The organism is Sphingobacterium cellulitidis (assembly GCF_043187465.1).
In the GTDB taxonomy this organism is placed as follows: domain Bacteria; phylum Bacteroidota; class Bacteroidia; order Sphingobacteriales; family Sphingobacteriaceae; genus Sphingobacterium; species Sphingobacterium cellulitidis.
Genome location: NZ_CP171136.1, coordinates 2,803,116 through 2,828,308 on the forward strand (window position 1 = coordinate 2,803,116; position 25,193 = coordinate 2,828,308).

The 25,193-nt window shown below is 37.9% G+C and carries 17 protein-coding genes; 6 read left to right on the top strand and 11 right to left on the bottom strand.

Annotated features, from left to right (window positions below; genetic code table 11):
• Nucleotides 1-228 precede the first annotated feature (228 nt).
• From ACF3OC_RS12390 to ACF3OC_RS12425, 8 genes are all read right to left on the bottom strand, one after another.
• Nucleotides 229-921, bottom strand: coding sequence for a hypothetical protein (locus ACF3OC_RS12390; RefSeq protein ID WP_094258815.1), 693 nt, complete (start codon nucleotides 919-921; stop codon nucleotides 229-231).
• Nucleotides 922-1,013: 92 nt separating this feature from the next.
• Nucleotides 1,014-1,487 (bottom strand): hypothetical protein, encoded by a 474-nt coding sequence (locus ACF3OC_RS12395; protein WP_094258816.1) that lies wholly within the window; start codon nucleotides 1,485-1,487, stop codon nucleotides 1,014-1,016.
• A 5-nt stretch (nucleotides 1,488-1,492) separates the two neighbouring features.
• Complete coding sequence (locus ACF3OC_RS12400; RefSeq protein WP_094258817.1) at nucleotides 1,493-1,684, bottom strand: hypothetical protein; 192 nt, start codon at nucleotides 1,682-1,684, stop codon at nucleotides 1,493-1,495.
• Nucleotides 1,685-2,033: 349 nt separating this feature from the next.
• Entirely contained in the window at nucleotides 2,034-2,375 is a 342-nt protein-coding gene (locus ACF3OC_RS12405) for a hypothetical protein (protein WP_094258819.1), read from the bottom strand.
• Between the two features lie 557 nt (nucleotides 2,376-2,932).
• A complete protein-coding gene (locus ACF3OC_RS12410; RefSeq protein ID WP_392469296.1) occupies nucleotides 2,933-5,272 on the bottom strand; it encodes a GH92 family glycosyl hydrolase in 2,340 nt (779 codons plus the stop codon).
• 61 nt (nucleotides 5,273-5,333) lie between these two features.
• The gene (locus tag ACF3OC_RS12415) at nucleotides 5,334-6,470 is read right to left on the bottom strand and encodes a glycerate kinase (RefSeq protein WP_094258820.1); all 1,137 of its coding nucleotides are present in this window, start codon (nucleotides 6,468-6,470) and stop codon (nucleotides 5,334-5,336) included.
• Between the two features lies 1 nt (nucleotide 6,471).
• Nucleotides 6,472-7,446, bottom strand: coding sequence for a D-glycerate dehydrogenase (locus tag ACF3OC_RS12420; protein WP_094258821.1), 975 nt, complete (start codon nucleotides 7,444-7,446; stop codon nucleotides 6,472-6,474).
• Between the two features lie 103 nt (nucleotides 7,447-7,549).
• Nucleotides 7,550-9,448 (bottom strand): BACON domain-containing protein, encoded by a 1,899-nt coding sequence (locus ACF3OC_RS12425; RefSeq protein ID WP_392469297.1) that lies wholly within the window; start codon nucleotides 9,446-9,448, stop codon nucleotides 7,550-7,552.
• A 321-nt stretch (nucleotides 9,449-9,769) separates the two neighbouring features.
• Here ACF3OC_RS12425 and ACF3OC_RS12430 point away from each other — a divergent pair, with 321 nt between their 5' ends.
• On the top strand, nucleotides 9,770-10,045 hold the full coding sequence (locus ACF3OC_RS12430) for a hypothetical protein (RefSeq protein WP_094258823.1): 276 nt from the start codon (nucleotides 9,770-9,772) through the stop codon (nucleotides 10,043-10,045).
• Nucleotides 10,046-10,279: 234 nt separating this feature from the next.
• A complete protein-coding gene (locus tag ACF3OC_RS12435) occupies nucleotides 10,280-10,966 on the top strand; it encodes a hypothetical protein (RefSeq protein WP_141202162.1) in 687 nt (228 codons plus the stop codon).
• A gap of 2,130 nt (nucleotides 10,967-13,096) precedes the next feature.
• Here ACF3OC_RS12435 and htpG read toward each other — a convergent pair.
• Nucleotides 13,097-14,986: a molecular chaperone HtpG gene (htpG, locus tag ACF3OC_RS12440; protein ID WP_094258888.1), complete on the bottom strand. Its 1,890-nt coding sequence runs from the start codon at nucleotides 14,984-14,986 to the stop codon at nucleotides 13,097-13,099.
• A 146-nt stretch (nucleotides 14,987-15,132) separates the two neighbouring features.
• Between htpG and ACF3OC_RS12445 the strand changes: the two genes are divergently transcribed.
• The 4 genes from ACF3OC_RS12445 to smc all read left to right on the top strand — a co-directional run bounded on the left by ACF3OC_RS12445 (nucleotide 15,133) and on the right by smc (nucleotide 20,793).
• Complete coding sequence (locus ACF3OC_RS12445; RefSeq protein WP_094258887.1) at nucleotides 15,133-15,702, top strand: suppressor of fused domain protein; 570 nt, start codon at nucleotides 15,133-15,135, stop codon at nucleotides 15,700-15,702.
• Nucleotides 15,703-15,874: 172 nt separating this feature from the next.
• Nucleotides 15,875-16,576, top strand: coding sequence for a DUF4397 domain-containing protein (locus ACF3OC_RS12450; protein ID WP_141202160.1), 702 nt, complete (start codon nucleotides 15,875-15,877; stop codon nucleotides 16,574-16,576).
• Between the two features lie 100 nt (nucleotides 16,577-16,676).
• On the top strand, nucleotides 16,677-17,150 hold the full coding sequence (locus ACF3OC_RS12455; RefSeq protein WP_094258885.1) for a DUF6882 domain-containing protein: 474 nt from the start codon (nucleotides 16,677-16,679) through the stop codon (nucleotides 17,148-17,150).
• Nucleotides 17,151-17,247: 97 nt separating this feature from the next.
• Nucleotides 17,248-20,793 carry a chromosome segregation protein SMC gene (gene smc / locus ACF3OC_RS12460; protein WP_094258884.1) on the top strand — a complete coding sequence of 1,182 codons (3,546 nt, stop codon included), beginning with the start codon at nucleotides 17,248-17,250 and terminating at the stop codon, nucleotides 20,791-20,793.
• A gap of 1 nt (nucleotide 20,794) precedes the next feature.
• Here smc and ACF3OC_RS12465 read toward each other — a convergent pair whose 3' ends face one another.
• Nucleotides 20,795-20,974 carry a hypothetical protein gene (locus ACF3OC_RS12465; RefSeq protein ID WP_094258883.1) on the bottom strand — a complete coding sequence of 60 codons (180 nt, stop codon included), beginning with the start codon at nucleotides 20,972-20,974 and terminating at the stop codon, nucleotides 20,795-20,797.
• Nucleotides 20,975-22,591: 1,617 nt separating this feature from the next.
• Complete coding sequence (locus ACF3OC_RS12470; RefSeq protein WP_392469298.1) at nucleotides 22,592-24,922, bottom strand: prolyl oligopeptidase family serine peptidase; 2,331 nt, start codon at nucleotides 24,920-24,922, stop codon at nucleotides 22,592-22,594.
• Between the last annotated feature and the right edge of the window lie 271 nt (nucleotides 24,923-25,193).

The window sequence follows — 25,193 nt, forward strand, 5'->3', positions numbered from 1 at the left end:
TGAAATTATCTCAATTATTAGAAATTGCCACTAATGATTTACATGAAACTTGAAAACCATTGGTATTATATTATTAAGGATAGACCAAGTAATGATGTCTTTGAAAATGTTAATGTTTGGGTAGAAAATATTGGATAATATTTATCACACTAGAGTATTCGACAAAATGAACCATATTAGAGAATTATGTAAAGTGGCTATATCATAGAATACAGCCACTTTTTTATTTTAAGAGTTAGGAACTAAGGATGCTTTTACAAATTCATTATTTCTTGATTCCTTTAATGCTTCTGTAAAATTATCCAAACCATCAACAAGAAAGGAATTAAGGTTCAAATAAGGCTCCAAATCATCCATTGTAAACTCATAAAATCTCCTTAGTAAAGTATTGGTGAAAAATTTACCAATCAATTCCTGACATCTATAATCAAGATTATAACTGATATAATATTCCCCCTTTTGATTACAAGCTAAAGCAATATCACAAAAAATGGTTATTGTTTGATGTAAAAGATTAAATTTCCTCCCACGTTTCTCCCAATCAATATCAACCTTTGTGCGAAGCTTTTCCTCCTTCATCCAACTCTGAGTTCTATAGAGAGTTTCCTGAATATTAATAAAAGCATTTTGTACTCGATTATTTCTTTCACGAATTTCCTCAGAACAAAATTCTGTTAGCCAAGAATTGTTAAAATTAGAAATAAACCACTCTATAAACTCAGGAACAGTTGCATTTGCGTGTTTCAATGAATATACAGATTTTGCTTTTAGAATTGTTTCATCAAAAGCTTCAGTGTAATGAAGTTCCTCACGTAAAACGATATATTTATGAATTAAATCTTCCTCCACTTTAGAATTAGAGGAAGAAATAAATAATGTAATTAAATTCTTAAAACTTGTTTGAATATTAATATTTAACATAACAACTTAAAGGTTTATTATTTTTTGGCAAGAAAATTTAAGAATAGGCATTTGTCCTAAAATTTTATAAAAACGTGCCTTTCCAATTAATATTATAACTCTAATTGGAAGGAAATAATATAATTATTAATAGGACCTTTATCATATTCAATACATAAAGACCTATATTTTTTCAAACTCAAATCACCATCTTTAGGAATGTAGCCCCCTTGTTTATTAAACGAAGAATTATTTGAAACTAGAACAAAATTCCCAATTTTTAATTCATTATCAACAAAATTTTTAATGATATTAAACTCATTTACATCCATACAAGAATACATCAAAATTACTGCCCGTCCACTAATACCAATAGGAAACATAGGAAATAGACTTAATGTCGTTTTAACTTCTGTAAATGATTGTTCTAATACAAAAAGATATCCAGAAACAGGTTCGGATAATTTTCGATAATTTTTTGCTAGTGGTATAAAAATGTCATTGAAGGCTTGTCCATCTTTAGCATCTAATAGTCTCAAAAGCATGTTTATACTTTTAGAGTTTTGAGGAAATATTAATTTATTCATAATAGTTAATCAATAATCGAATTTAAAATTGCAACAAGTATAATAGCTGCAATAAAGAAAAAAAGCCATCCGCAGCCTTTTTCCCCATCTTTTGTTTTTTGTAGTTGTTCTTCTCTAGAACCTTCATCTCCTGTCCATGCATTATAAATTACCACTCCTAATGCAATAACAGCTCCCGTTATTAGAAATTTAAGCATATGTAGAAAATTTGAATTGTAAATCATTCCCCATCTCTGATAAATCTGTTTTTAGGTTTGTGACAAACTCTTTAACATTAGTTGAGAAATAAAATATTTGTAATTTGATGTCAGAATATTTTCTTTGGTTATCACCCAAATATTGGTTGCAAAATCTTGAAAACAATATATCAATGTTTTTTAGATTAATGTAAAGTTGTCCATTTGGATCATTTGTAAATGAACCCTTAAACATCTGGTTAACGGTTTTAATTCTCATAAAAAATCCTTAGCTAACCTTTCCATTTCTGAGATTTCAGAATGTTGAATAAAATTATTCATAAAATAGGATTTAATAAAAATTCATAAGTTAATACTCAAAATCCTGATAAAAAGAATCAAAATTGAAGTTTCCTAGGTTTTGATCAATATAGTTTCTTGCAGCTCTATGTCCCTTTTCGAGATCAGGAGTGATTTTTACAAAAATTCCCAAAAACCTATCGCTAATTTCGAATGAATGAGATCTATTAATATTATACATGTTTACAGCGAAATTTAAATCTCGTAGCTCAGCTTGTTTAGGCGAATCAGCAGTGACTCTAATAGAATAAGGAGAACTGATATTGATTTTTAATATTCCATCGTTTGAGTAGATAGAATATCGCCATCCCCTATAAGATTTTTCATCCCCAGTTTTTATTGTGTACCACATATATTAATTTGATATAAAATAAAAATATATAGAATAATACATATTGGATTACGGTAAACCGTAATCCAATTAAATAAGTCTAAAAATATTTATACATACCACACAATCAATAAGTTATCAACAAAAACAAATGGCTATAATCTCGAGCAGTAAAGTGAAGTGCATGAGAGAACCTTTACAAACATAAATTACACCCACGCTCCTCTCTTATATTTGACATATAATAAAGTGAGAGGTTAACTCTAACCGTCCATGTTTGTGTTTGGAAAATTTCTCAGGTTATTTTGTTGATAATAACTGTAAGCTAGCGCTTAATTCCTTAAATATTTTTCTGCCACAACAGTAGAAAACAATGAATATCAATAATAATATTTATTCATCCTTCTAACTATATTATTCACCCTCAGATACAATAATATGATCATACACCTCTATATCCAAATATTTTCCACATTCAATGTTTTTTTTAAACTGCAATTTCATGAACAACAGGTACAAAATAATTACATCCTACTTACCCGTAAAATCTTCCCTAAAAATGAAACTTTTCCCTTTCTCTACTTCCCAACCTTCCCCATCTCCAAAATCAAACTCCCTCCTTTTACAAGATCATCATGGCTTAACTGTTTTGAACCATAGCTCTTCCCATTCAAGGTTGCAGATTGTATATATAGATTTTCTTTCGAATTGTTATTCGCAATAATTTGAAACTTCTTCCCATTATCCAGGTTAAAGGTTACTTTACTAAACACAGGACTTGTAATCTCATAGGTAGGATCTCCAGGTGCTATTGGATGAATCCCTGAGGCTGCCAATACATACCATGCTGACATCTGTCCCACATCTTCATTCCCCGTCAATCCTTCTACACTATTCTTATAGGCATGTTCACAAATATAACGGGTCCATTTTTGTGTCAATGATGGCGCCCCTAGCCGATTGAATAAAAAGGGAACATGATGAACGGGCTCATTGGCATGATTATAATAATTGTTCCATAGAAAATCCTGAGGGGTATTTTCAAAGAATGATTGTAAATCCGCAAGGACCTTTTCCCTTCCGCCCATCAATTCAACCATCCCTTCTACATCATGTGGCACAAACCATCCCTGCTGATATGGATTCGACTCTATACTGCCGTACCATTCCTTTAATCGACCTTCCTTCGGCCAATCCTGCCATTTCCCATCCGCATGTTTAGGCCTGAACCAACCCTTCTTACTATCAAAAATATTCTTGTAATATTTACTCCTTGCTAAATACTTCTCATGTATATCTTTCTTCCCCAATTCCTTTGCCATTTGCGCAATACACCAATCGGCATAGGCAAATTCTAAGGTTTCGGAAATACCATAACCATTTTCAACCGGAACATAACCTAACTCTCCATTTCCAAATTTATCCGAAGTCTTGATCATTAAGTCCAATGCCTCTTCTTTATTATAGCCTCGAATCCCTTTTGCATAGGCATCCGCAATTACTGATAATGCCGGATTACCTACCATGCAACCAGAATACGCATTGAAAAACTCCCAGCGCTCTAAATAGTTATTATTACTTTGCGTCGCCAAACTCATCAAAGAATTGATCTCATCATTGACTAATTTGGGATTGATGATAGTTTGTAATGGAAATTGACTTCTAAACACATCCCAACCGCTGAAAATAGTGCGCTTCGTAAATCCTTCTGCCAAATGAACCTGACCATTTGGCCTCGGATAGCGACCATCAACATCTGTTATATTGCGAGGATCTATCATGGTATGATAGAGTGCTGTATAGAATATGGTTTTCTCATCTTCTGTTCCGCCCTCCACTTCGATCTTTCCTAAGGCTTTGTCCCAAGCTTCACGAGCCGATTGTTGCATCGTCCTGAAGTTCTTGCCATGGACGTCTGCATAAAAATTATTTTCAGCGCCTTTTTGATCTGTAAAGGATATCCCTACCTTCAAGGTTACTTGCTCCTGATCCTTTGTCGGAAACTCCAGAAAAAAACCTACATGCTCCGCTTCTATTCCCGAAGCTCCTTTGATGACATGCGCTTTTTCTATTAATTTTTGATACTCTACACTAGCCACATCTGCGTTCTTCCGCTTTTGATCATCCGGAACTTCCAAAGCCCAAAAGCCATAATCCAACAAGGGCTTACTGAATTCGGCATAGAAATAAACTGTATAGTCAGCCTGACCAGCGCCATCGCCCCAACCTCCTCCTGATGGATCACATTTTATCCATCCTCGAATAGTTCTTTCATCAACAACATCAACCGCCTGCCGAGTGGATGTTCCTCCAACCCGTCTGGCTAAATCAATCTGAATTCGGGAGCTGTCATTCTCTGGAAAGGTAAAACGCAGCATTCCTCCATATGGGGATGCTGTTGCTTCGGCTTTAATCTGATAGCGATCTAAAAACACAGAATAATACCCAGCTTCGGCTTTCTCAGTGGACTTATCATAGGTTGATCGATACCCATCTAATTCTGTATTTCCTTCTTTCCCTGCTATCAGTCGCAATGGGCCCGTTGTTGGCATCACAAGGAAGTTTCCTAAATCTCCATACCAGCCAACACCACTCATCTGGGTAAACGCAAAACCTTCCAAGGTCTTATGCTCATAACTGTAGCCTGATCCATTATCACCGCCGGTAATCGTATTTGGACTTACCTGAGTCATCCCAAATGGGGTTGTCGCTCCTGGAAAGGTCTTGCCTAAACCGTGAACCGAACTCGCTGTATTGGTACTTGCGCCGATAAAGGGATTCACATATCGGGAAGGACCAAGCTCCGTTTGGGCTTGACCAAAACTATAAGTTAAAATGCTGATTACGCTTAGTATTATGGATTTTATTTGCATGTTTTTAAAGCTAGAATATCCTAAATATAGGAATTCTTTCATCATTCCTGATTTGATAGCTTTTTGAACTTCTGGGAAAATAACGCGGATAAGATGGAATTTCTAATTATTGCTTTTGCGAACTCATAAACTTTCCAATCTGGCCTGCTGTTCTGATCAAATTGGCTTTACTGTGCTTCATGGATTCTTCCAAACTTTCAGGTTGATTTGCAATTGGTAGAAGTAAACTAAAATATTCCTGCAATTTCGGGGGGATTTCTAGGGGTATTCTTCCCGCCAAACCAATACAAGGAATATGGAGTTTTTTCGCTTTTTCAGCGACAGTAATTGGGGCTTTGCCATCCAAGGACTGCTGATCAATACTTCCTTCAGCCGTGATCAAAAGATCTGCTTTTGAAAGTTCCTGATCAAACTTCGTCAACTCGCAAAAATAACTCGCGCCATGTCGAAGATCTGCCTTTAAATATACTGCAAATGCTGCTCCTAATCCGCCGGCTGCACCTCCGCCCTGGATGTTGTTCATCGACTTCCCCAAAACCTTTTTGCTAAGTTTATCAAACTTACTCAGGAAGCTTTCTAGTTGTTCGACATCTGCTGGCTTCGCTCCTTTTTGCGGACCGAATACTTTTGCCGCACCTTTCTTACCCAATAATTTATTATCCACATCACATAGGACAGTGAACTTACAGCCCTTTACAAGATCATCAAAATTGGAACACTCTATTTTTTCAACCTCATCAAAATTGCCAGGCATGGCTTGAATTATTTGGTCAGACTTATCCTTAAACTCCAACCCTAATGCTTGAAGCATACCAATGCCCCCGTCAACCGTCGCAGAACCGCCCAAACAAATGATAAAGTTTTTAATCCCAGATTCTATCTGTGAGCGAATAACCTGTCCTAACCCTTTTGTACTGGAATCCAATGGATTTTTAACCTTGTTGTTTATGGATTTATACCCAGAGGTTTCGGCAACTTCGATGACGGCAGTTTTGCCACGATGGATTAATGCATAATTAGCTTGGGTTTTTCCTAAGTAAGCTCCTTCCACCTGCATAGATTTCATCTCACCTTTTAAATGCTTGCAGATTAAATGTGAAGTATAATCGCCGCCGTCCCCAATTGGAAACTTTATAAATTTGCTTTTCAAGCCTGATTGTTTCAATCCTATCTCAATCGCTTCAGCAACCTCATCCGCCATCAGGCTATTCTTAAAACTATTGGGGGAAATCAATATAACCATCTTAAGAATAAACTTCAGGGTTTAAACAGGTTTTTAGCTTCTCGCCTTGAACAAAAGCCACAATATTCTCAGCAGCAATTCTCGCCATTCCTCCCCTAGCCTCAAGTGTGGCTGATCCTATATGCGGAAGTACGCAAACACGTTCTTGCTTCAATAATGGATTATCTGGAAGCATCGGCTCCGGATCGGTCACATCTAGCCCTGCTCCCCAAATCTCCCCTGCTTTCAATGCCTCATCCAGATCCAATTCATTTACAAATCCTCCCCTGGCTGTATTAACAAGGATAGCATTTTCCTTCATTTGACTAAAGACATCCTTATTAAATAAACCATGATATTCTGGGGAATAATTTGCATGTATCGATAATACATCTGATTGTGCCAATAACTCCTCAAAACTTACATATTTAGCGCCTAATTTCTCCTCCATCTCTGGATGCCGGTTTCGATTATGATAGATAATAGGCATGTCATAGGCTCCTTGACATTTAATCGCCATTTCATAACCTATCCTCCCCAAACCAAAAATCCCTAAGGTTTTTCCATAGAGCTCTTGACCTAGATTCGCAACAGGATTAAAATATTTAAATCGAACTCCAATCCGAACTTGATTGGTTTGAAAGGAAGCCAAGCGCGAGACCATCAGCATCAGCATAAAAGATATATCAGAGGTCGCCTTACTCAAGACATCGGGGGTATTGGAAACTGGAATTCCTCTGCGTGTAGCTTCAGGTAGATCGACTTGATCATAACCTACGGAAAACAAGGAAACAGCCTTTACCGAAGGACATAAATCAAAGAATTTAGCATCGATTTTATAGGCTCCGATATTTAATATGGCATCACATTGTTGACAATAGGAAATCCATTCATCATATGAAATTTCAGGATTCTCCGGCATTAGTAGGTCAATATCGGGACGAGCCAACAATTGCATCCCCACTTCTGGAATTAATTTATTGATAAAGATTTTCATGTTTAGGTGGTTTAATATGCTAAGGCATAATATACTAATAATCTATGAATTATACTTAATTTCACAGAAATTCAACCCCAAAAATACCCTTCAGATTGCTGCCTTATCGAAAGGATCGAACGGCTGGTTGCCCATTTACTCTACCTGTTGGACTTACTATATTATAATTATATCGAGCTGAAAACATGACCTTATCAAATCTATAAATGGCATCATAATATGCGGCAATAAAATATTTATTGTCTTTGGAAACTGCATAACTGCCATTATCAGGGGTAATACTATTCGGAAAATATAAATCGGTTTTCGTTAATGAATAGTTTAGTAACGAAAGATAGTCCCCGCGGGTACCTGTCAATGCAAATATTGAATTTTCTTCCCCTTCCTCGCTGGAAAATGCCCATGGAACAACGCCATTATAACTGCGATTGATCACTTTCATGCTTGGAAATTCCAACAATGCATCTTCCCAATACCCATTAATGAGGAGTTTATTACCTTTCGGATTGGAAAAGAAAAATGGGTTGAATGGAAATGGAACCGGAGATTCAAAAAATTTACTATAGGTTTTTGTTTTCCCATTTAATATAATTGGGGATGTACCATCTAAATATCCAACAATATCGTTGCCTCCATTAACGAGAACCGGAACTTTTATAGATTTATAAAATTCATTCTCTACACTTGGATGTTTATAAATGCTGTCGTTCTTGGAGGCATCAATGGCTTTCCAAACCTCTCCCGAAGCTTGAATATTCCCAACATTGACCATTCCAAATCCCGAATTCGTAAACAAAATTTCCTCTGGATAGATAAATGGATACATTTCATTATCCCCTTTTAGAACTTTCAAGGTGATAGTTTTTATCTTCTTCCCATTTTTCGGATCATAAACATAGATTTCTGGTTTCTGATCCGTCGTCACATACATCAATTGATTATAAGGATTAATTACGAAATCAATCGGAGCTTCAGGCAAAGTAATCTCTTGTACAACTTTAAAAGATTCCAGGTCCATTTTGACCAATTTACTTGCAAACTCTAATTGTGGACCCCTGGCTAATACCCATAGACTTTTGTTATCCCTGTCCATAATTATTTTATGAACGCCTGCTTCAGTACCGATACTTGCCTTCTTGGAAAAATAATCTATCTGGACAGTTTCACTAAGCGTATTCCCATCATAATCAGTAACAGAATAATAAATTGGAAAGGACCTCCCTAAGGTAGCACAACCATATTTGAATTTGACCGTTTTTCCACCATCCGAAAGGTTAGAACCCATATCAGTAGGAAGACACAATTCATATTTATTCGAAATGGTATTGATCTTTATGGGCTTATTAAAAGTAAAAAAAATGGAGTCCGATAAAGGAGTATTTCCGCCTGTATGTGCCACTAATCTTAAATTCACTTGCTGAGTAACCTTTATGAGAATGGTACTGTCAGAAATTCTAAATTTAAGGTTCCCCTCCCTTTCCTCATCCGAGAGATTTTCAGCAGCAAAAGCAAGGAGAGAAGTATTCCCGGTTGCACTCTTCTTGTTCACAGTAAGCCATTCAACATCTGATTCTACGGTCCAGGCAGCATTCGATTTAACAGCAATAACAGATTCGCTATTTTTTCCTTTAAGCTTTAGGGTTAAAAATTCCAACTCTAAGTAGGGATCCCCATCTTCTAAAACCACATTCAATTGGTTTTCTTGATCTTTCTTCACCATTAATGTCTGGACCTGATCCAAGAAATGTTGCTTCCGTACAATTACCTTTACCTCCCCAACCTTTGTTTTCTCAAAAACCGCCTGCCCTGAATAGCTGGTCATTTTCTTTTGATGAAGATCCACGAGTTCCACCTCAGCTTCTTCAATTGGATTATTCTGCTTATCCAAAACCATAACTTCAAGTTCTGCAGTTATAATCTTTTCAATATCATCTTTCTTGCAGGAATTTGTTACGAGCAGTAAAATGCCAAGAATATACAACAGCAGGGAATGACGATACATAATCCGAATAAATAGTTAATAATCTCAATAATTGATTTTGAATGAATTTTTCTCCTGTGATAGAAGAACAAAAACAACAATCAAAAATATCAGTTTTTTTGAATTTATCTTGAAAAATATTTAACCAAATATTTAATAAAATCTTCTGCAAAAAACAGAATAGTCAACCTTTCCCAATAAATCTTTGCTATCGTACACAATAAGGTCCTATGCGATAATATATCCAAATCATTAAGTTTCTATTAAGTTTTAAAACCAAGGGAAATCGAAGGAATTCTATTAGTAAATTTATACTAACAATCAGATAGATAGATAAATATCATGACACATAAGATTCAAGAATTAAGCGAAGCTGTATTAATGAAGAAACTTATCCGGTTAAAGACCTTGACCTCCATTCATGTTTTTGCACTAGGTCTTTATTGGCTTTCTTCTTTAGCATTAGGGATGATCATTGAGCACATGTTCCTCTGGTTATTCTCCATCATTTCCTTTCCAATTCTAATATTGAATATTAAATCCATGAATGAAATCAAGGAAGAATTAGAAAACAGAAAAAACATCATTAATAATCCATCAACAGAAGCGTTTGGTTAAAATATTCAAGCCGCAATCATTAATAATTCAAATTGTATTTTTCATCTTACTTAGGTCAGGATCAATCCTGACCTAAGTCGTTATTATAGCAACCTGATTTTGAAGACCTTCCACCTCAAAATGAAAATTAACCTCCTTTATTACCATTCTAACGCACATTCCTAGTGTTTATAATAAGTTTGTTACAATTGATATTCCTAAATCGCACTTTATTGAATCTCAATCAAGATTCACATGTTAAGAAAAGTTAAGACTTTATTTTTGCCTTGCATTTCTTATAGATTTGTTTCCATGATCAAACGTATGTATTTAAAATTATCAGCCGTAATACTGGCATTAAGCGTATCCGCTAATGCATTTGCACAAGAATCAGATTCTGTAGAATATAAAGAAAACAAGGAAAAGGCAATTAAATTTGCTGTCAACAAAAACATAAATGCAGCATTGCCCCTATTGACTTCATGTTATCAAAAAAACATGGAGGACAAGGAGGTTCAAACCATGATCTCGGCATCATTGATTAGCATTGCTTCAGACAAGGCTAACCTTCAAGGATCTTTGGATATCATCAATTCATGGACTGCCAAGTTTCCATTCTTAAAGGATGACAAGCAGGTTCGTAAGGTATATACCATCAATGCGAATCAATTGGCATTCCTGAGTTTCCAGGAAAAAAACATAGAAAAATCATTGGCTTACCATGACATTGTAATCGAAGAGCTTTCGAAAAACCAAGACTTGGGGCTAAAAGACAATAAAGACCTTATTTCAATGGCAGTAAATTTAGCAGCTGACCAATTTGAAAAGAAAGAGTTCCGTAACGCCAGAAAAATAGCAAGCGAAAGCTTAGCCTACTTCAACGATCCAGAACTCAAAAAGATGTTGAAATACATGGATGATAAAAACTTGGGACTTAATTAAGTCCCATTTTTTATTTAGGTGGGTGTGCTTTTTTGTAGGGTTTCATTGCAACCAGATAATCCTGGCACCGTTTGGAGGGCGTATGCGATACGCCCGTACAATGCGTTTCATATATCCGATATGCATTCCGCTTTGAATTTACAAACCCCGTAGGGGTGACATATTTGTAGCAAAGAAGCATTTATCAACGAACAGCCCCTGCGGGGCGACATGTTTGTAGCAAAGAAGCATTTATCACCATACAGCCCCGTAGGGGCGGCATGTTTGTAGGAGGATTCATTTCAACCATATATTCGTGGCACCGTTTGGGGGGCGTATGCAATTCGCCCCTACAATCCGTTTCAAAAATCCGACAGCGTTGTTAGGAACCCCAGCGGGGTTCAATATTAGTAACCCGATAACATATACGAATTGCCCCGCCCCATTGCAATCGCTAAAGCGATTGCAATGGGGCGGGGCTTATTTCATTTAACGTCTCCTATTACTAATATTAAACTCCTCCGGAGTTTTTGTTCCCGCTGTCATGTTTTCAGCCCCGTAGGTGCAGCATATTGGTAGGGACGTATCGCATACGCCCTTTTACGATTATCCATCCACGCATTATCCAGCCCCAGCGGGGCGACATGTTTGTCCAACACAACGCCTAAAAATAGATTCCGCATCTTCGATGCGGAATGACAATACCGTTGTGTTTAATAAAACAGATTCTTCGGCTGCGCTCAGAATCCCTCTCTACCACACCGTATTGACACCGTTTGGGGGGGCGTATGCGATTCGCCCCTACAATGCGTTTCATATATCCGATATGGATTCCGCTTTGAATTTACAAACCCCGTAGGGGTGACATATTTGTAGCAAAGAAGCATTTATCACCATACAGCCCCGTAGGGGCGGCATATTTGTAGGAGGATTCATTTCAACCATATATTCGTGGCACCGTTTGGGGGGCGTATGCGATTCGCCCCTACAATGCGTTTCAATAATTCGTCAGCGTTTTTAGGAACCCCAGCGGGGTTCAATATTAGTAACCCGATAGCATATACGAATAGCCCCGCCCCAATTCAATCGCTTTAGCGATTGAATTGGGGCGGGGCTTATTTCATTTTACGTCTCCTTTACTAATATTAAACTCCTCTGGAGTTTTTGTTCCCGCTGTCATGTTTTCAGCCCCGTAGGTGCAGCATATTGGTACGGGCGTATCGCATACGCCCTTTTACGATTATCCAACCACGCATTATCCAGCCCCTGCGGGGCGACATGTTTGTCCAACACAACGCCTAAAAATAGATTCCGCATCTTCGATGCGGAATGACAATACCGTTGTGTTTAATAAAACAGATTCTTCGGCTGCGCTCAGAATCCCTCTCTACCACACCGTATTGACACCGTTTGGGGGGGCGTATGCGATTCGCCCCTACAATGCGTTTCATATATCCGACAGCGTTTTTAGGAACCCCAGAGGGGTTCAATATTAGTAACCCGATAGCATATACGAATTGCCCCTCCCGACAGCAATCGCTAAAGCGATTGCTGTCGGGAGGGGCTTATTTCATCTAACGCCTCCTATTACTAACATTAAACTCCTCCGGAGTTTTTGTTCCCGCTGTCATGTTTTCAGCCCCGTAGGTGCAGCATATTGGTACGGGCGTATCGCATACGCCCTTTTACGATTATCCAACCACGCATTATCCGGCCCCAGCGGGGCGACATATTGGTACGGGCGTATCGCATACGCCCTTTTACGATTATCCAACCACGCATTATCAAACCCCGTAGTGGTGACATATTTGTAGAAAGAGCCATTTTCCACCCTACAGCCCCAGCGGGGCGGCATATTGGTAGGGGCGTATGCGATTCGCCCTTTTACGATTATCCATCCACGCATTATCCAGCCCCAGCGGGGCGACATGTTTGTACAATACAACGCATAAAAATAGATTCCGCATCTTCGATGCGGAATGACAATGACATAATTAAATTAGGACGTGGTAAAAAAATGGTTCTTCGGCAAAGCCGAAGAACCATTTTTTTACCACGTCCCTCATACATTTATTCTGTCTTTCTGAGCGTAGCGAAGAATCTATTTCTATTCAGCCATAGGTCTAAATACTCTATACTAAATACTAAATACTATATAAGATCCACACTTCTTTTCACGAATGCCGTCAATTCAGCGCCTGTTAATAATCCTCTGGACAACAATGCCAAATCAAACGCTTGTTTTGCTAATTTTTCAGCTTCATCCTCATTCGATTCTACGATGCGTTTTACAAGGGGGTGGTTACCATTGACTGTAACTTTATAATTATCAGGCAATGTACCATAGAAGCCCATACCGCCACCGGTTTTCGCCATATCTTTCATCCTACGCATAAACTCATCCATCGTAACGGAAACTGGTAGATCATTCGCATTTAATGCATCAACTTCCACTTTCATATCAGGGCGAGAGATCGCTTTCTCAAATATCCCAGTCGCTTTTTTGCTTTCATCCTCAGATAATGTTTGTTCTATCTGTTCATCCTTTGGAATCAACTTATCGATAACATCGGAATCCACACGCTTCATCTGGATTTTCTCGCCTCCATGCTGCTCTACATATCCCGCAAAGTGGGTGTCCAAAGGTCCTTGGAAGTTAAGCACATCGTACCCTTTCGCTAAAGCGGCAGAAATATAACCATCTTGTTGTGCCTTATCCTGGGTATATAGGTAAACGATATTACCATCTTTGTCAACTTGAATATCCTTCACCTTCTCATAATATTCTTTGAAAGTGTAATAATCGTTGTTTACATTTTGTAGCAAGCAGAAATCCTTTGCTTTTTCAGCAAATTTCTCATCACTCAACATTCCGTATTTGATGAAAAGATTGATGTCTGCCCATTTTTCTTCAAATCCTTTACGGTCAGATTTAAAGATCTCATTTAACTTGTCAGCAACCTTCTTGGTGATGTAATTATTGATTTTCTTAACATTACTATCAGCCTGTAGGAAAGAGCGGGAAACGTTCAATGGAATATCTGGTGAATCAATAACACCTTGTAATAGCATCAAAAATTCAGGAACAATATCTTTCACCTCATCGGTAATAAATACTTGTCTGGAGTATAATTGAATTTTATTACGTTGGATTTCCAGTTCATTCTTAATTTTTGGAAAATAAAGAATACCCGTCAGGTTAAATGGATAATCAACATTTAGGTGAATCCAGAATAATGGTTCATCCATGGAATGCGGATATAGCTCATGATAGAACTTCAGGTAGTCTTCATCCGTTAATTCCGAAGGTGATTTCGTCCATGCTGGTTGAGTATTATTGATGATATTAGGAACTTCAACAGACTTATACTGTGGTTTACCTTCAGCATCTTCCCCATCTGGTTCAGATTCTGTTTTTGTTCCAAACTGAATTGGAACTGGTAAAAACTTACAATATTTATTCAGGATTTGTTGAATTCTATTTTTTTGAAGGAATTCCAATGATTCTTCATTGATATGAAGGATTACATCGGTACCTCTAGTTGTTCTGGTACCAGCAGAGATTTCATAGGATGTAGAACCATCACACACCCAATGTGCAGGTTCAGCACCTTCTTGGAAAGATAGGGAATCAATTTCCACCTGGTCTGCAACCATAAAGGCAGAATAGAATCCTAGACCAAATCGACCAATGATTTCATTGGCATCATTTGCTTCCTTGAATTTCTCCATAAATTCAGTAGCGCCTGAAAATGCGATTTGATTAATGTATTTCTTTATTTCTTCAGCAGTCATACCAATACCGTTATCTGATATGGTAATCGTTTTTGCCGCCTCATCCAGTTTAACCTGAATGGTCAAATCCCCAACTTCACCGTTATATTGCCCTAAGGACGCCAATCGCTTGATCTTTTGGGATGCATCTACCGCATTCGATACTAACTCACGTAAAAATATTTCATTATCGGAGTATAAAAACTTCTTAATAACCGGAAAAATATTCTCGGTATGAATTGAAATAGTACCTTTCTCTTCTTGCATATGTTTGATTTTTTATTTTTAAGATTTATGTATTCAATGCTAATCAACTTATATTCCAATGTTATTTTTAAGTCATTTTGACAGCTAATTCTGAAATTTTTACACAATTCCCTACTTTTGCCATAAAAAACAGGATATTTCTTCAGATGATTTTTAAAAAACCAGATTTTCTTAAGTCCCCATTGGAACATTATCGTAGCCAACTTGAAAACATTCTTCAAGAAAAATCGCAGGTCTTTCGGGAAAAAAGTGTCAAAAAAGGTCTCCCTTTTATCTATACTTTGGTTTTTCCTAAATCTGAGGAGCATCCTTTAATAAGTTTATCCTATGGCGTATCCTTTGCCAACCATCCTGACCAACATAATCGGATTGAAATCTACCTGCAGATAAACTCTCAGGATATGGCTTGGGCGCATGTTATTGGATATTTAGCAAATCATTTACGGGGAGATTGCCCATTTAATCAGGGTGAGATCATCCGTCTAGGACAAAAAATAAGTGCTGAATCTGAATTAAACGCTTTTGTCGTGATACCTGCAGATACCAATCTCTTGCAGGATCGGATTCCCGATGCCAGAAAAAACTCCTCGGTTCAATTGGTAGAACTGCTTCCAATTTACGAACAAGAGGTTTTTACTATTCAAAAAATTGGACTGGAAGAATTCATCAAACGATTGGCAAAGGAAAAATTAAATCCAAAAAGAAAGGCTATTTAAACCTTTTCTTTCTGTAATATTTCTTTAAAATTTCTTTCAATTTTGGCTTATTCTAAGGCCAATACGTTAATAATAAAAATATTTTTTGCCACATTGTAGCATAAGCTGAATCATTCCCGTTTTTTTATTGAACGTTCACAAATTATTACTCAAAAAAGAATTTACTGAACAAATGAAAAAACATAGCTTATTAATAGTCATCTTATTAAGTTTCCTTACTTTAACTAGTTGTTTGAAAGAAAACGATGATTATCCTGATTTGAATTACCCGGCAGTTTCCTTATTTAATTTTTTCCCGGGAGAGGCAGGAATAATATATGCCGTTAATGGTAACATTCTAAATCCAGCTAACCCTAATTACAAAGGAATTTCAATGTTCTTTGCTATTCCTGGAAATAAAAAGATTCAGGTTGTCGATAGGATGACTAATCAACCTATTATTGATACGACTTTAACATTTACTGACTCTGTTTTCTATAGCTGTATGGTTTATGGAACTAAGGAGAAACCTAAATTTATTCGTGTACCCGATGTGGAAATTAAAAATCCAGAGAACAAAACTGGTGTTAGATTCTTTCATTTGGCCAACCAAGTTGGGAAAGTAAACTTTAAAGTAGGTACGCAAGAAATCACAGGTACTAGCAATCGGGTTCAAGAAAACCCTTCTACCCTAGCACAAACACAAATTTTTAGGGAAGCAACAACAGGTAAAACCACTGTGACAGCCGTAGATGAACAAGGAAATGTCCTTGCTAAAATTGACGAAATTAATCTTGAACACAATAAACACTACAACTTTATGCTTATTGGAAATAAGGGTAAAAGTACATTTCCTTTAGAATTGACTTACAGTGTTTATGACATTACAGATTAACACTTTACACATAGGCAGCTTTACAATACATCCATAAAAACAGAAAGGCCCATTTATTTGGGCTTTTCTAATTTTTAAGGTTTTGCTATATTTATGACCTATGAGCCTTGAGAAACCCAAAATCGATGAGTCCTTTCGTGTATTACATGCGAAAGCCCACGAATACATTACTGACCAACAGGAATTGTTGGAAGATGATTTTGCATTCGGCCATTTCTCCACCTACACTGTCGATTGGGAAAATAATACCATTACCTTCTCGCATGAAGACAATTCTTCCTTGAATCTTTCGTTTCAGATTGTAGGTTCTTTAAACGCTGATCAATCCATTTGGACCTGGAGATGGGATAACCCCAATATCAGCCCTAAAGAAAAAGAAGAACTGGAAATTATTAAAAATTATGGTGAATTCTACGATTTCGGCTATTTGACAAGCGCACAACTGGAAATTACAACCCCAATCGCATGGGCACTGACCGCCATATCTGGGTACCTCCGTGTTTCCAAAGGTATCTTTAGAATCCTAAAAGAAGATGAAGCTCAATTTGTTTATTTTAAGGAAGTACTAGCTTAGAGTTCCTAAATTTACTTCATTAAGCTTCCAATTAAAGGTGTTTCAATCATTGTTGAAATTCCTTAATTTCGCACACATTTTTTACGTAGAAGAGCTAATGCAACTTACAAAATTAGAGATAAGAGGTTTTAAAAGTTTCGGTGATAAAGTAACCATTAATTTTAATGAAGGGGTTACTGCCATCGTTGGTCCCAATGGATGTGGAAAATCTAATGTTGTTGACGCAATGCGTTGGGTACTAGGTGAACAAAGCACCAAAAACCTACGCTCTGATAAAATGGAGAATATCATCTTTAACGGCACAAAAAACCGGAAAGCCGCAAATCTTGCCGAAGTCTCCTTAACCTTTGACAATACCAAGAACATCCTTCCTACTGAGTTTGCTACTGTTACAATCACAAGAAAACTCTTTAGAACCGGCGAATCGGAATACCGCTTGAATGATGTTAAATGTAGATTGAAAGATATCACTGACTTATTCCTCGATACAGGAATCGGAACGGATACATATTCGATCATTGAATTAAAAATGATCGATGAAATTATCGCCAATAAAGATAATTCCAGAAGAAACCTATTTGAAGAAGCTTCAGGGATATCCAAATATAAGGTTCGTAAAAAACAGACCTTAGCAAAATTAAAGGATACCGAATCTGACCTTTCTAGAGTGGATGACCTGCTTTTTGAAATTAACAAGAACTTAAAATCACTTGAAAATCAAGCTAAAAAGGCAGAGAAATACTTTAAACTGAAGGATGAGTATAAAGAAGCCAGCATTGGTCTTGCCTATTACAAGCTGGAAGGCTTTCAAACCGATTTAGAAAGAATTACTGACCAGGAGGCTGATCAACAAGAAAAGCTAAAGAATGTCCTTTCTAGCATGGAAGCAAAGGAAAAAGTCCTTCAGGAGTCCAAAACAGAAATTCTTTCGAAGGAACAGAACCTTTCTGCTCAACAAAAAGCTACCCAGGAATATATCAATAAAATCAGGTCTTATGAATCTGAGAAAAAAATAAAAAATGCGCAGTTACTGCATTTACAAGAAAAGGAAACTCGATTAAATAATGACCTTCAAAATGATAAACAACAACTTAATCATGTTGAATATCAAATCAAAAGATTAAATGAGGAGTTATTTGAGGAGCAAAATAGCCTAGATATTGTAAAACAGGGATTAGATGGCAATAAGCTAGAAGTTGAAGAACTGAGAGCACAACAAGTTTCTGCAAAAACTAAACTGGATGAGTTTTCCAGAAATAGCCAATCTTTACAAAGTCAAATTTATGCACTTGAAAAAGAACTTGCCGTCCTAGCCATTCAAAAAGAAGCTTTGGAGCAAGAATCCTTAAGAACGAGCCATGACACGGAATCCAAGGAATTGGAATTAAATCAATTCAATAAAACGGTTGCTGAACTGGAAGAACGGGTTGCTATTCAACAGGATCAATTTGATGAGTCCATGCGAACCGAGGAGGAAATCCAAAGACAGATTAATGAATGTGATTCCAAACTTAGGGATGCTGCTGATGACCTCAGCAGAAAAGCTCGCTCGGTCGATTCTAAACAAAACGAATATAATCTTACCAAATCCCTGGTGGATAATCTGGAAGGATTCCCAGAATCTATTAAATTCTTAAGAAAACATGCCGGCTGGAAGAAAAACCCACCCCTGTTTTCAGACATCCTTTTCTGTAAGGAAGATTACCGTGTGGCCGTGGAAAACTTCCTGGAACCTATCATGAACCATTATGTGGTAGAGTCAAAAGAGGACGCAGTTCAAGCCATAAAACTATTAAGTGATGCTTCAAGAGGACGCGCTAACTTCTTTGTATTAGAGGCTATTAAGGATGAATCAATCAATAATACAACTGCTACTCCTATCCAAGGATTGATTCCGGCAATGGAGATCATCACAGTTGATGATAAATATAAAAGCCTTTGCCATAACCTTCTGAAAGATGTCTACTTATTGGACTCCGAATCCAATATTGACTTGGAATCTGACCTTCCATCCGATAACATGGTTATCCTTCAAAAAGAAGGAAAATATGCCAAGAATAAATTGGGAATAAGTGGTGGTTCTGTAGGCCTGTTTGAAGGAAAACGCATTGGTAGAGCGAAGAATTTGGAAATCCTGGAAAAGGAAATAAAGGATCTTAATGAACAAATCGACCGCATCCAGAAGTCTCAAGAGGAATTAAATGGCAAATTGATTAGTCTCAAGGGTAGTTCTCAAAAAGAATTTATCGATGAGCAAAGAATGCAATTGAACCGTTTAAACAATGAATTAACCTCTGTAAAAACGAAGCAAGAGCAATACCAGACCTTTATCAATAGCAGTCAGACCAGAAAGCAAGATATTGAGGCTAAGGTTGCGAACATCCTTGCGCAGTTGAAGACTTCTGAGCCTGAATTGCAAAAATTCAAGGAAACCGCAACTGAAAATCAATCGGTATTAAGTGAATTAGAAGATAAATATCATGACCTAACAGAGGTCTTGACCGAAAAATCATCTATTTTCAATCAAGAAAATATTAAGTTCCATCAGCAACAGAACAAGGTAAATACCATTCAAAGGGATTTAGAGTTTAGGGAAAGCCAACGAGATAACTTTGCGGAGCGAATTGAGAAGTTTACCCTGGAATTTGAACAAGTAAAATCTCAACTAAAGGAGGCTTTAAGCTTTGTAGATGACAATGACACCGATTTAGGTGCCATGTATGAGCAGAAGGATTTATTGGAAAAAGGACTACAGGAGGTTGAAGAGAATTTCTTTAAATCCAGAAAAATAATCAACGAACTGGAAGACGAAATCAATCAACTCCGTAAATCCAAGGACATTTCAGACTCCTTGATTTCTCAATTAAAAGATAAGAAAACCTCACTTCAAATTGATTTGAATGCGTTGAAGGAAAGGTTGTCGGTAGAATTCAATATTGAGCTTCAAGACTTATTGGAAGGCGAAATTCCAGAGGAAAGACCATCCATGCCTGATTTGGAAACTGCTTGCAGAAAGCTCAAGAAACAATTGGATGATTATGGTAGCATCAACCCGATGGCGAAGGAAGCCTACGATGAGATGGATGAGCGTCATGGATTTATCCAAAAAGAGAAAACAGACCTTATGGAAGCCAAGGCTTCCCTGATGAGTACCATTCATGAAATCGACCAATCGGCTAATGATAAGTTCATGCATGCCTTCACCACGGTTCGCGAAAACTTTATCAAGGTATTCCGTTCGCTTTTCAATGAAGAAGATTCATGTGACATCGTGTTGAGTGATCCGAACAATCCTTTGGAATCAGATATTGACATTATTGCTAGACCTAAGGGAAAACGTCCTTTATCCATCAACCAATTGTCAGGTGGTGAGAAAACATTGACCTCCACTGCCCTATTGTTTTCCCTTTACCTCTTGAAGCCAGCACCGTTCTGTATTTTCGACGAGGTAGATGCACCATTGGATGATACCAACATTGATAAATTCAACAATATCATCCGCGAATTCTCCAACCAATCCCAGTTTATTGTGGTTTCACACAATAAACGTACGATTGCCAGCACCGATATCATATACGGTGTGACTATGGTAGAACAAGGCGTATCACGAGTGGTAGCAGTGGATCTAAGAGATGTTGCCTAGCCTATTCTCTTTTTAACCAATCTTTGGAAAAAAGAAAATAAATAGCATTGGTAGCAAGAAGGATGAGCAACGCAAAATAGCCAATATCCTTATTGGCTTGATTGGATCCAAATAAAAAATAAAACATGGTTACTGCCGCAGTTAATGAAATAATCAGCAGCAAGAGACGATTATAGTTCATAACAAAGTAATTAATTGGTTAATAGCTTATTGAAAGATAAGGATTTAAAAGAGAATAAGGAAAAAGATTCTTCGGCAATGCCGAAGAATCTTTTTTTTTGAAATGCATTGTACGGGCGTATCGCATACAACCTACAGATATGCCGCCCCTATGGGGCTGTATGTGGGTAAATGATTCTTTGCTACAAATATGTCACCCCTACGGGGTTTGTAAATTCAAAGCGGAATGCATAGCGAATAAATGAATCGCATTGTACGGGCGTATCGCATACGCCCCCAATACGGTGCCAGGTTTGTATAGTTGAAATGAATCCCCATATAAATAGGTCACCCCGATGGGGTTGGATAATGTGTGGATGGATAATCGTAAAAGGGCGTATGCGATACGCCCTACCAATATGCAGCCCTGTTGGGGCTGAAAACATGACAGCGGGAATAAAAACTCCAGGGGAGTTTAATATTAGTAATAGTGTGTTACAAGAAAATAAGCCCTGCCCTAATGCAATCGCTAAAGCGATTGCATTAGGGCAGGGCTGTTCATATATGTTATTTTGTTACTAATATTGAACCCCTCTGGGGTTCCTAGAAACGCTGTCGAATAAATGAAACCCATTTTACGGGCGTATCGCATACGCCCCCCATACGGTGCCAGGATTGTATGGTTGAAATGAATCCCCATATAAATATGTCACCCCTACGGGCTGAAAAATAGCTAGCGGGAACAAAAACTCCAGAGGAGTTTAATATTAGTAATAGTGCGTTACAAGAAAATAAGCCCCTCTCCATTGCAATCGCTAAAGCGATTGCAATGGAGAGGGGCTGTTCGTTTATGCTATTATGTTACTTATATTGAACCCCTCTGGGGTTCCTAGAAACGCTATCGAATAAATGAAACCCATTGTACAGGCGAATCGCATACGCCCCCCATACGGTGCCTTATGGCATGATTGAAAAAGATTCTGAGCGTAACGAAGAATGTTAATCCTTTAGATTTGTTATCGGAGAGGGATTCTGAGCAACGTCGAAGAATCTGTTTAAAAAACACAAACGGAAGTGTCATTCCGCATCTAAGATGCGGAATCTATTATTAGGCGATATGTTGTAAAAACATGCCGCCCCGATGGGGCTGTTCGTGGATAATTGATTCTTGCTACAAATATATCACCCCTACGGGGTTTGTAAATTCAAAGCGGAATGCATATCGAATAAATGAAACGCATTGTACGGGCGTATCGCATACGCCCCCCATACGGTGCCAGGTTTGTATAGTTGAAATGAATCCCCATATAAATAGGTCACCCCTACGGGGCTGAAAAATTGCTAGCGGGAATAAAAACTCCAGAGGAGTTTAATGTTAGTAATAGTGTGTTACAAGAAAATATGCCCCGCCCTAATGCAATCGCTAAAGCGATTGCATTAGGGCGGGGCTGTTCGTTTATGCTATTATGTTACTAATATTGAACCCCTCTGGGGTTCCTAAAAACGCTATCGAATAAATGAAAACCACTGTACGGGCGTATCGCATACGCCCCCCAAACAAATCTTCTCAATACGCTATCGAATAAATGAAACCACTGTACGGGCGTATAGCATACGGCCCCCATACGGTTCACCCCCCTTACTTCTTAAGCGTATTTTCAAACAATTTAAAAATCCGTTTATATTCATCGGTCCAGCTGCTTGGTTGGACAAAGCCATGGTCTTCTACCGGGTAAACTGCGAGTTCCCAGTTTTCTTTTCCTAGTTCGATCAAGCGTTGGTTTAATCTTACGATATCTTGGAATTGAACATTGACATCAACCATTCCATGAAGCATCAAAAGATTACCCTTCAGCTTATCTGCGAAATAAATTGGCGAACTTCTTTTGAAGGCGATTGGATCTTCAACTGGGGTGTTCAGGATATTGGCAGTATAGCCATGGTTATAATGTGCCCAATCGGTTACCGATCTTAGAGCCGCTCCAGACTTAAATACATCCGGTTCGGTAAACAATCCCATCAAAGTAATAAAACCTCCGTAGGAGCCTCCATATAGCCCTACATTTGCAGGATTAACTCCATAATGGTCTACCAAGTACTTCACTCCATCCACTTGGTCCGTTAAATCCTTGCCCCCCATATGTCTGTAAATTCCGGTTCTATGGTTTCTTCCGTAACCTGAGCTTGCGGTATAGTCAATATCAATTACGGTATAGCCGTTATCTGCCAACATATTATTGAACATATATTCCCTGAAATACTGGCTCCACCAATAATGCACATTCTGCAAATAGCCAGCGCCATGTACAAATACAACCGCTGGTTTATTAGGATGTGGATTCTTCGCTGGATAGACGCGAGCATAAACATCATCCCCATGGCGATTTTGGAACTTGATCATATCCGGCTCCCGCCAAGCATAACTCTCAAACTCCGCAGACGTTGATTTGGTGATTTGATTCGCTTTGGATTGGGCCTTGTTATTCTGCAAATACAGCTCCCAAGGAGTATTCATGGTGGAATGATTAATTGCCAACCATTTCTCATCCGGAGATAGCGTCACCTCATTACCACCCTTCATGGATGTAATTTGTTGCAAATTCCCACCTTGAACGGGCAGACTATAAAAATGGGTAATACCTGGATGTTCTTTATTTCCGGAGATATAAAAAGTCTTGCCATCCTTCGATAGTTCTACGGATTGCACCTCCCAGTTGCCTTCGGTCAATTGTTTTTTATTGTTGTTGTTCAGATCATAGCTGTACAAATGCGAATATCCTGAAGCCTCAGAATTGAAATAGAAAGTATGATTGTTCAACCATTTCACATCGCGGCCAATTCCCGGACCCGAAATCCAGGCATCATCATGCTGCCTATCCAATTGAACCAAACTCGCGTCCTCAGGATTAACTCTTAGAATCCAAAAATCCTTATTGTCCTGTGCTTTGGCAGTGATAACCGCATATTTGGCATCAGGCGACCAAGATCCAATTCCCCAACTTATATTCCGGTCAGCATTTGCTTTTTGTAATTCTGCCAAGCGCTCAGGATAATCACTGAAATAAGCAGGCAGATCCTTGATTCCTGGAATGGTAGCGGGTTTTACCTCTAAGGCAGTATCCTGAAGAACTTTATAGACAAAGGTTTTATATTGGGTCAATGCACTCCCAACTTTCGTCCGCATATTCAGATCTTCCACATAACCCGATCGCGTAATAAAATCAGGAACAATGGTATTCCGATTTCCTTTTGCTGGAGTAATCAACCTATAAGTGACAAATTTCCCATCTGGACTTACGGATAATCCTCCCAAGAATGAATCCCCAAGGTATAAGGGTTTCTTCGATTCTTTTCTTTTCGATTTATCCTTTAAACGATCCTCTTCTTTAAAGACCTCAAAAAGTTGCTCTTGATCTTTTTTCAACCATTCATCCTGAGCACTCAATTTCTGTTCTCCTGTTGGTTTGGATCCCCTTTGAAAATTCGTCAGTTGTCGAACTTGGTTCGAACCTAAATCCATCACATAAACATTATCATTCCGCTGAAATACAATTTCATTATTTATCAGGAAGGAAAGTGGGCTTTCACGTTCTACGGTTTCTGTCAGGCGATTAACCCTATTCTTAGATTTAACGAATAAATCACCATCCCGCTCGAACAAAGCCATGCTTTTATCCTGGTTATAGATATAATCAGGTACAACTTCCAATCTTGCAATGCTATCAGAACTCAATTCATATTTCTTGGAGGCAATATCAAGACGATAAACTTGGCTTTTATCCTTGCTTTCCGGATTCCAATCAAAAAACAGGTATTTACTATTTTCTGACCAGCGGTAATTTGAAGGAGAAGTTCCCATCCATTTGGGATCGCGCATTATTTTATCGACTGTTAGAGGTGCTAACTGAGCGTAACTGCTCCCCATAGAACCTAAAACCAAACAAGAAATAATTAGGTTAATCTTATTCATGAATAATTGATTATTGTTTATAGGGCAAGTATACGAGAATCCTTAGGAATAACCCATTTTGTCAGCTATATTTTACGTTTTATTGGCTAAATAATTCATCCAACTCAAGAATAAAAGGAGTTTTGATGAGCTTGCCGTTGAGCCTTGAAATTCAGAAAAAATAAACTCCAAATTTAAATCAAGATAGCAGTTTATGGGGACTTTCTCCGGACCTTCTTCGGATCTCCTTCGGATTTTGTTCGAATTTTTGCGACGGAGGTCCGAAGGAAAC

Excerpts from the sequence above, each read along its gene's own strand:
- ACF3OC_RS12390 (WP_094258815.1), bottom strand. The coding sequence starts at position 921 with ATGTTAAATATTAATATTCAAACAAGTTTTAAGAATTTAATTACATTA.
- ACF3OC_RS12395 (WP_094258816.1), bottom strand. The coding sequence starts at position 1,487 with ATGAATAAATTAATATTTCCTCAAAACTCTAAAAGTATAAACATGCTT.
- ACF3OC_RS12400 (WP_094258817.1), bottom strand. The coding sequence starts at position 1,684 with ATGCTTAAATTTCTAATAACGGGAGCTGTTATTGCATTAGGAGTGGTA.
- ACF3OC_RS12405 (WP_094258819.1), bottom strand. The coding sequence starts at position 2,375 with ATGTGGTACACAATAAAAACTGGGGATGAAAAATCTTATAGGGGATGG.
- ACF3OC_RS12410 (WP_392469296.1), bottom strand. The coding sequence starts at position 5,272 with ATGATGAAAGAATTCCTATATTTAGGATATTCTAGCTTTAAAAACATG.
- ACF3OC_RS12415 (WP_094258820.1), bottom strand. The coding sequence starts at position 6,470 with ATGGTTATATTGATTTCCCCCAATAGTTTTAAGAATAGCCTGATGGCG.
- ACF3OC_RS12420 (WP_094258821.1), bottom strand. The coding sequence starts at position 7,446 with ATGAAAATCTTTATCAATAAATTAATTCCAGAAGTGGGGATGCAATTG.
- ACF3OC_RS12425 (WP_392469297.1), bottom strand. The coding sequence starts at position 9,448 with ATGTATCGTCATTCCCTGCTGTTGTATATTCTTGGCATTTTACTGCTC.
- ACF3OC_RS12430 (WP_094258823.1), top strand. The coding sequence starts at position 9,770 with ATGACACATAAGATTCAAGAATTAAGCGAAGCTGTATTAATGAAGAAA.
- ACF3OC_RS12435 (WP_141202162.1), top strand. The coding sequence starts at position 10,280 with ATGTTAAGAAAAGTTAAGACTTTATTTTTGCCTTGCATTTCTTATAGA.
- htpG (WP_094258888.1), bottom strand. The coding sequence starts at position 14,986 with ATGCAAGAAGAGAAAGGTACTATTTCAATTCATACCGAGAATATTTTT.
- ACF3OC_RS12445 (WP_094258887.1), top strand. The coding sequence starts at position 15,133 with ATGATTTTTAAAAAACCAGATTTTCTTAAGTCCCCATTGGAACATTAT.
- ACF3OC_RS12450 (WP_141202160.1), top strand. The coding sequence starts at position 15,875 with ATGAAAAAACATAGCTTATTAATAGTCATCTTATTAAGTTTCCTTACT.
- ACF3OC_RS12455 (WP_094258885.1), top strand. The coding sequence starts at position 16,677 with ATGAGCCTTGAGAAACCCAAAATCGATGAGTCCTTTCGTGTATTACAT.
- smc (WP_094258884.1), top strand. The coding sequence starts at position 17,248 with ATGCAACTTACAAAATTAGAGATAAGAGGTTTTAAAAGTTTCGGTGAT.
- ACF3OC_RS12465 (WP_094258883.1), bottom strand. The coding sequence starts at position 20,974 with ATGAACTATAATCGTCTCTTGCTGCTGATTATTTCATTAACTGCGGCA.
- ACF3OC_RS12470 (WP_392469298.1), bottom strand. The coding sequence starts at position 24,922 with ATGAATAAGATTAACCTAATTATTTCTTGTTTGGTTTTAGGTTCTATG.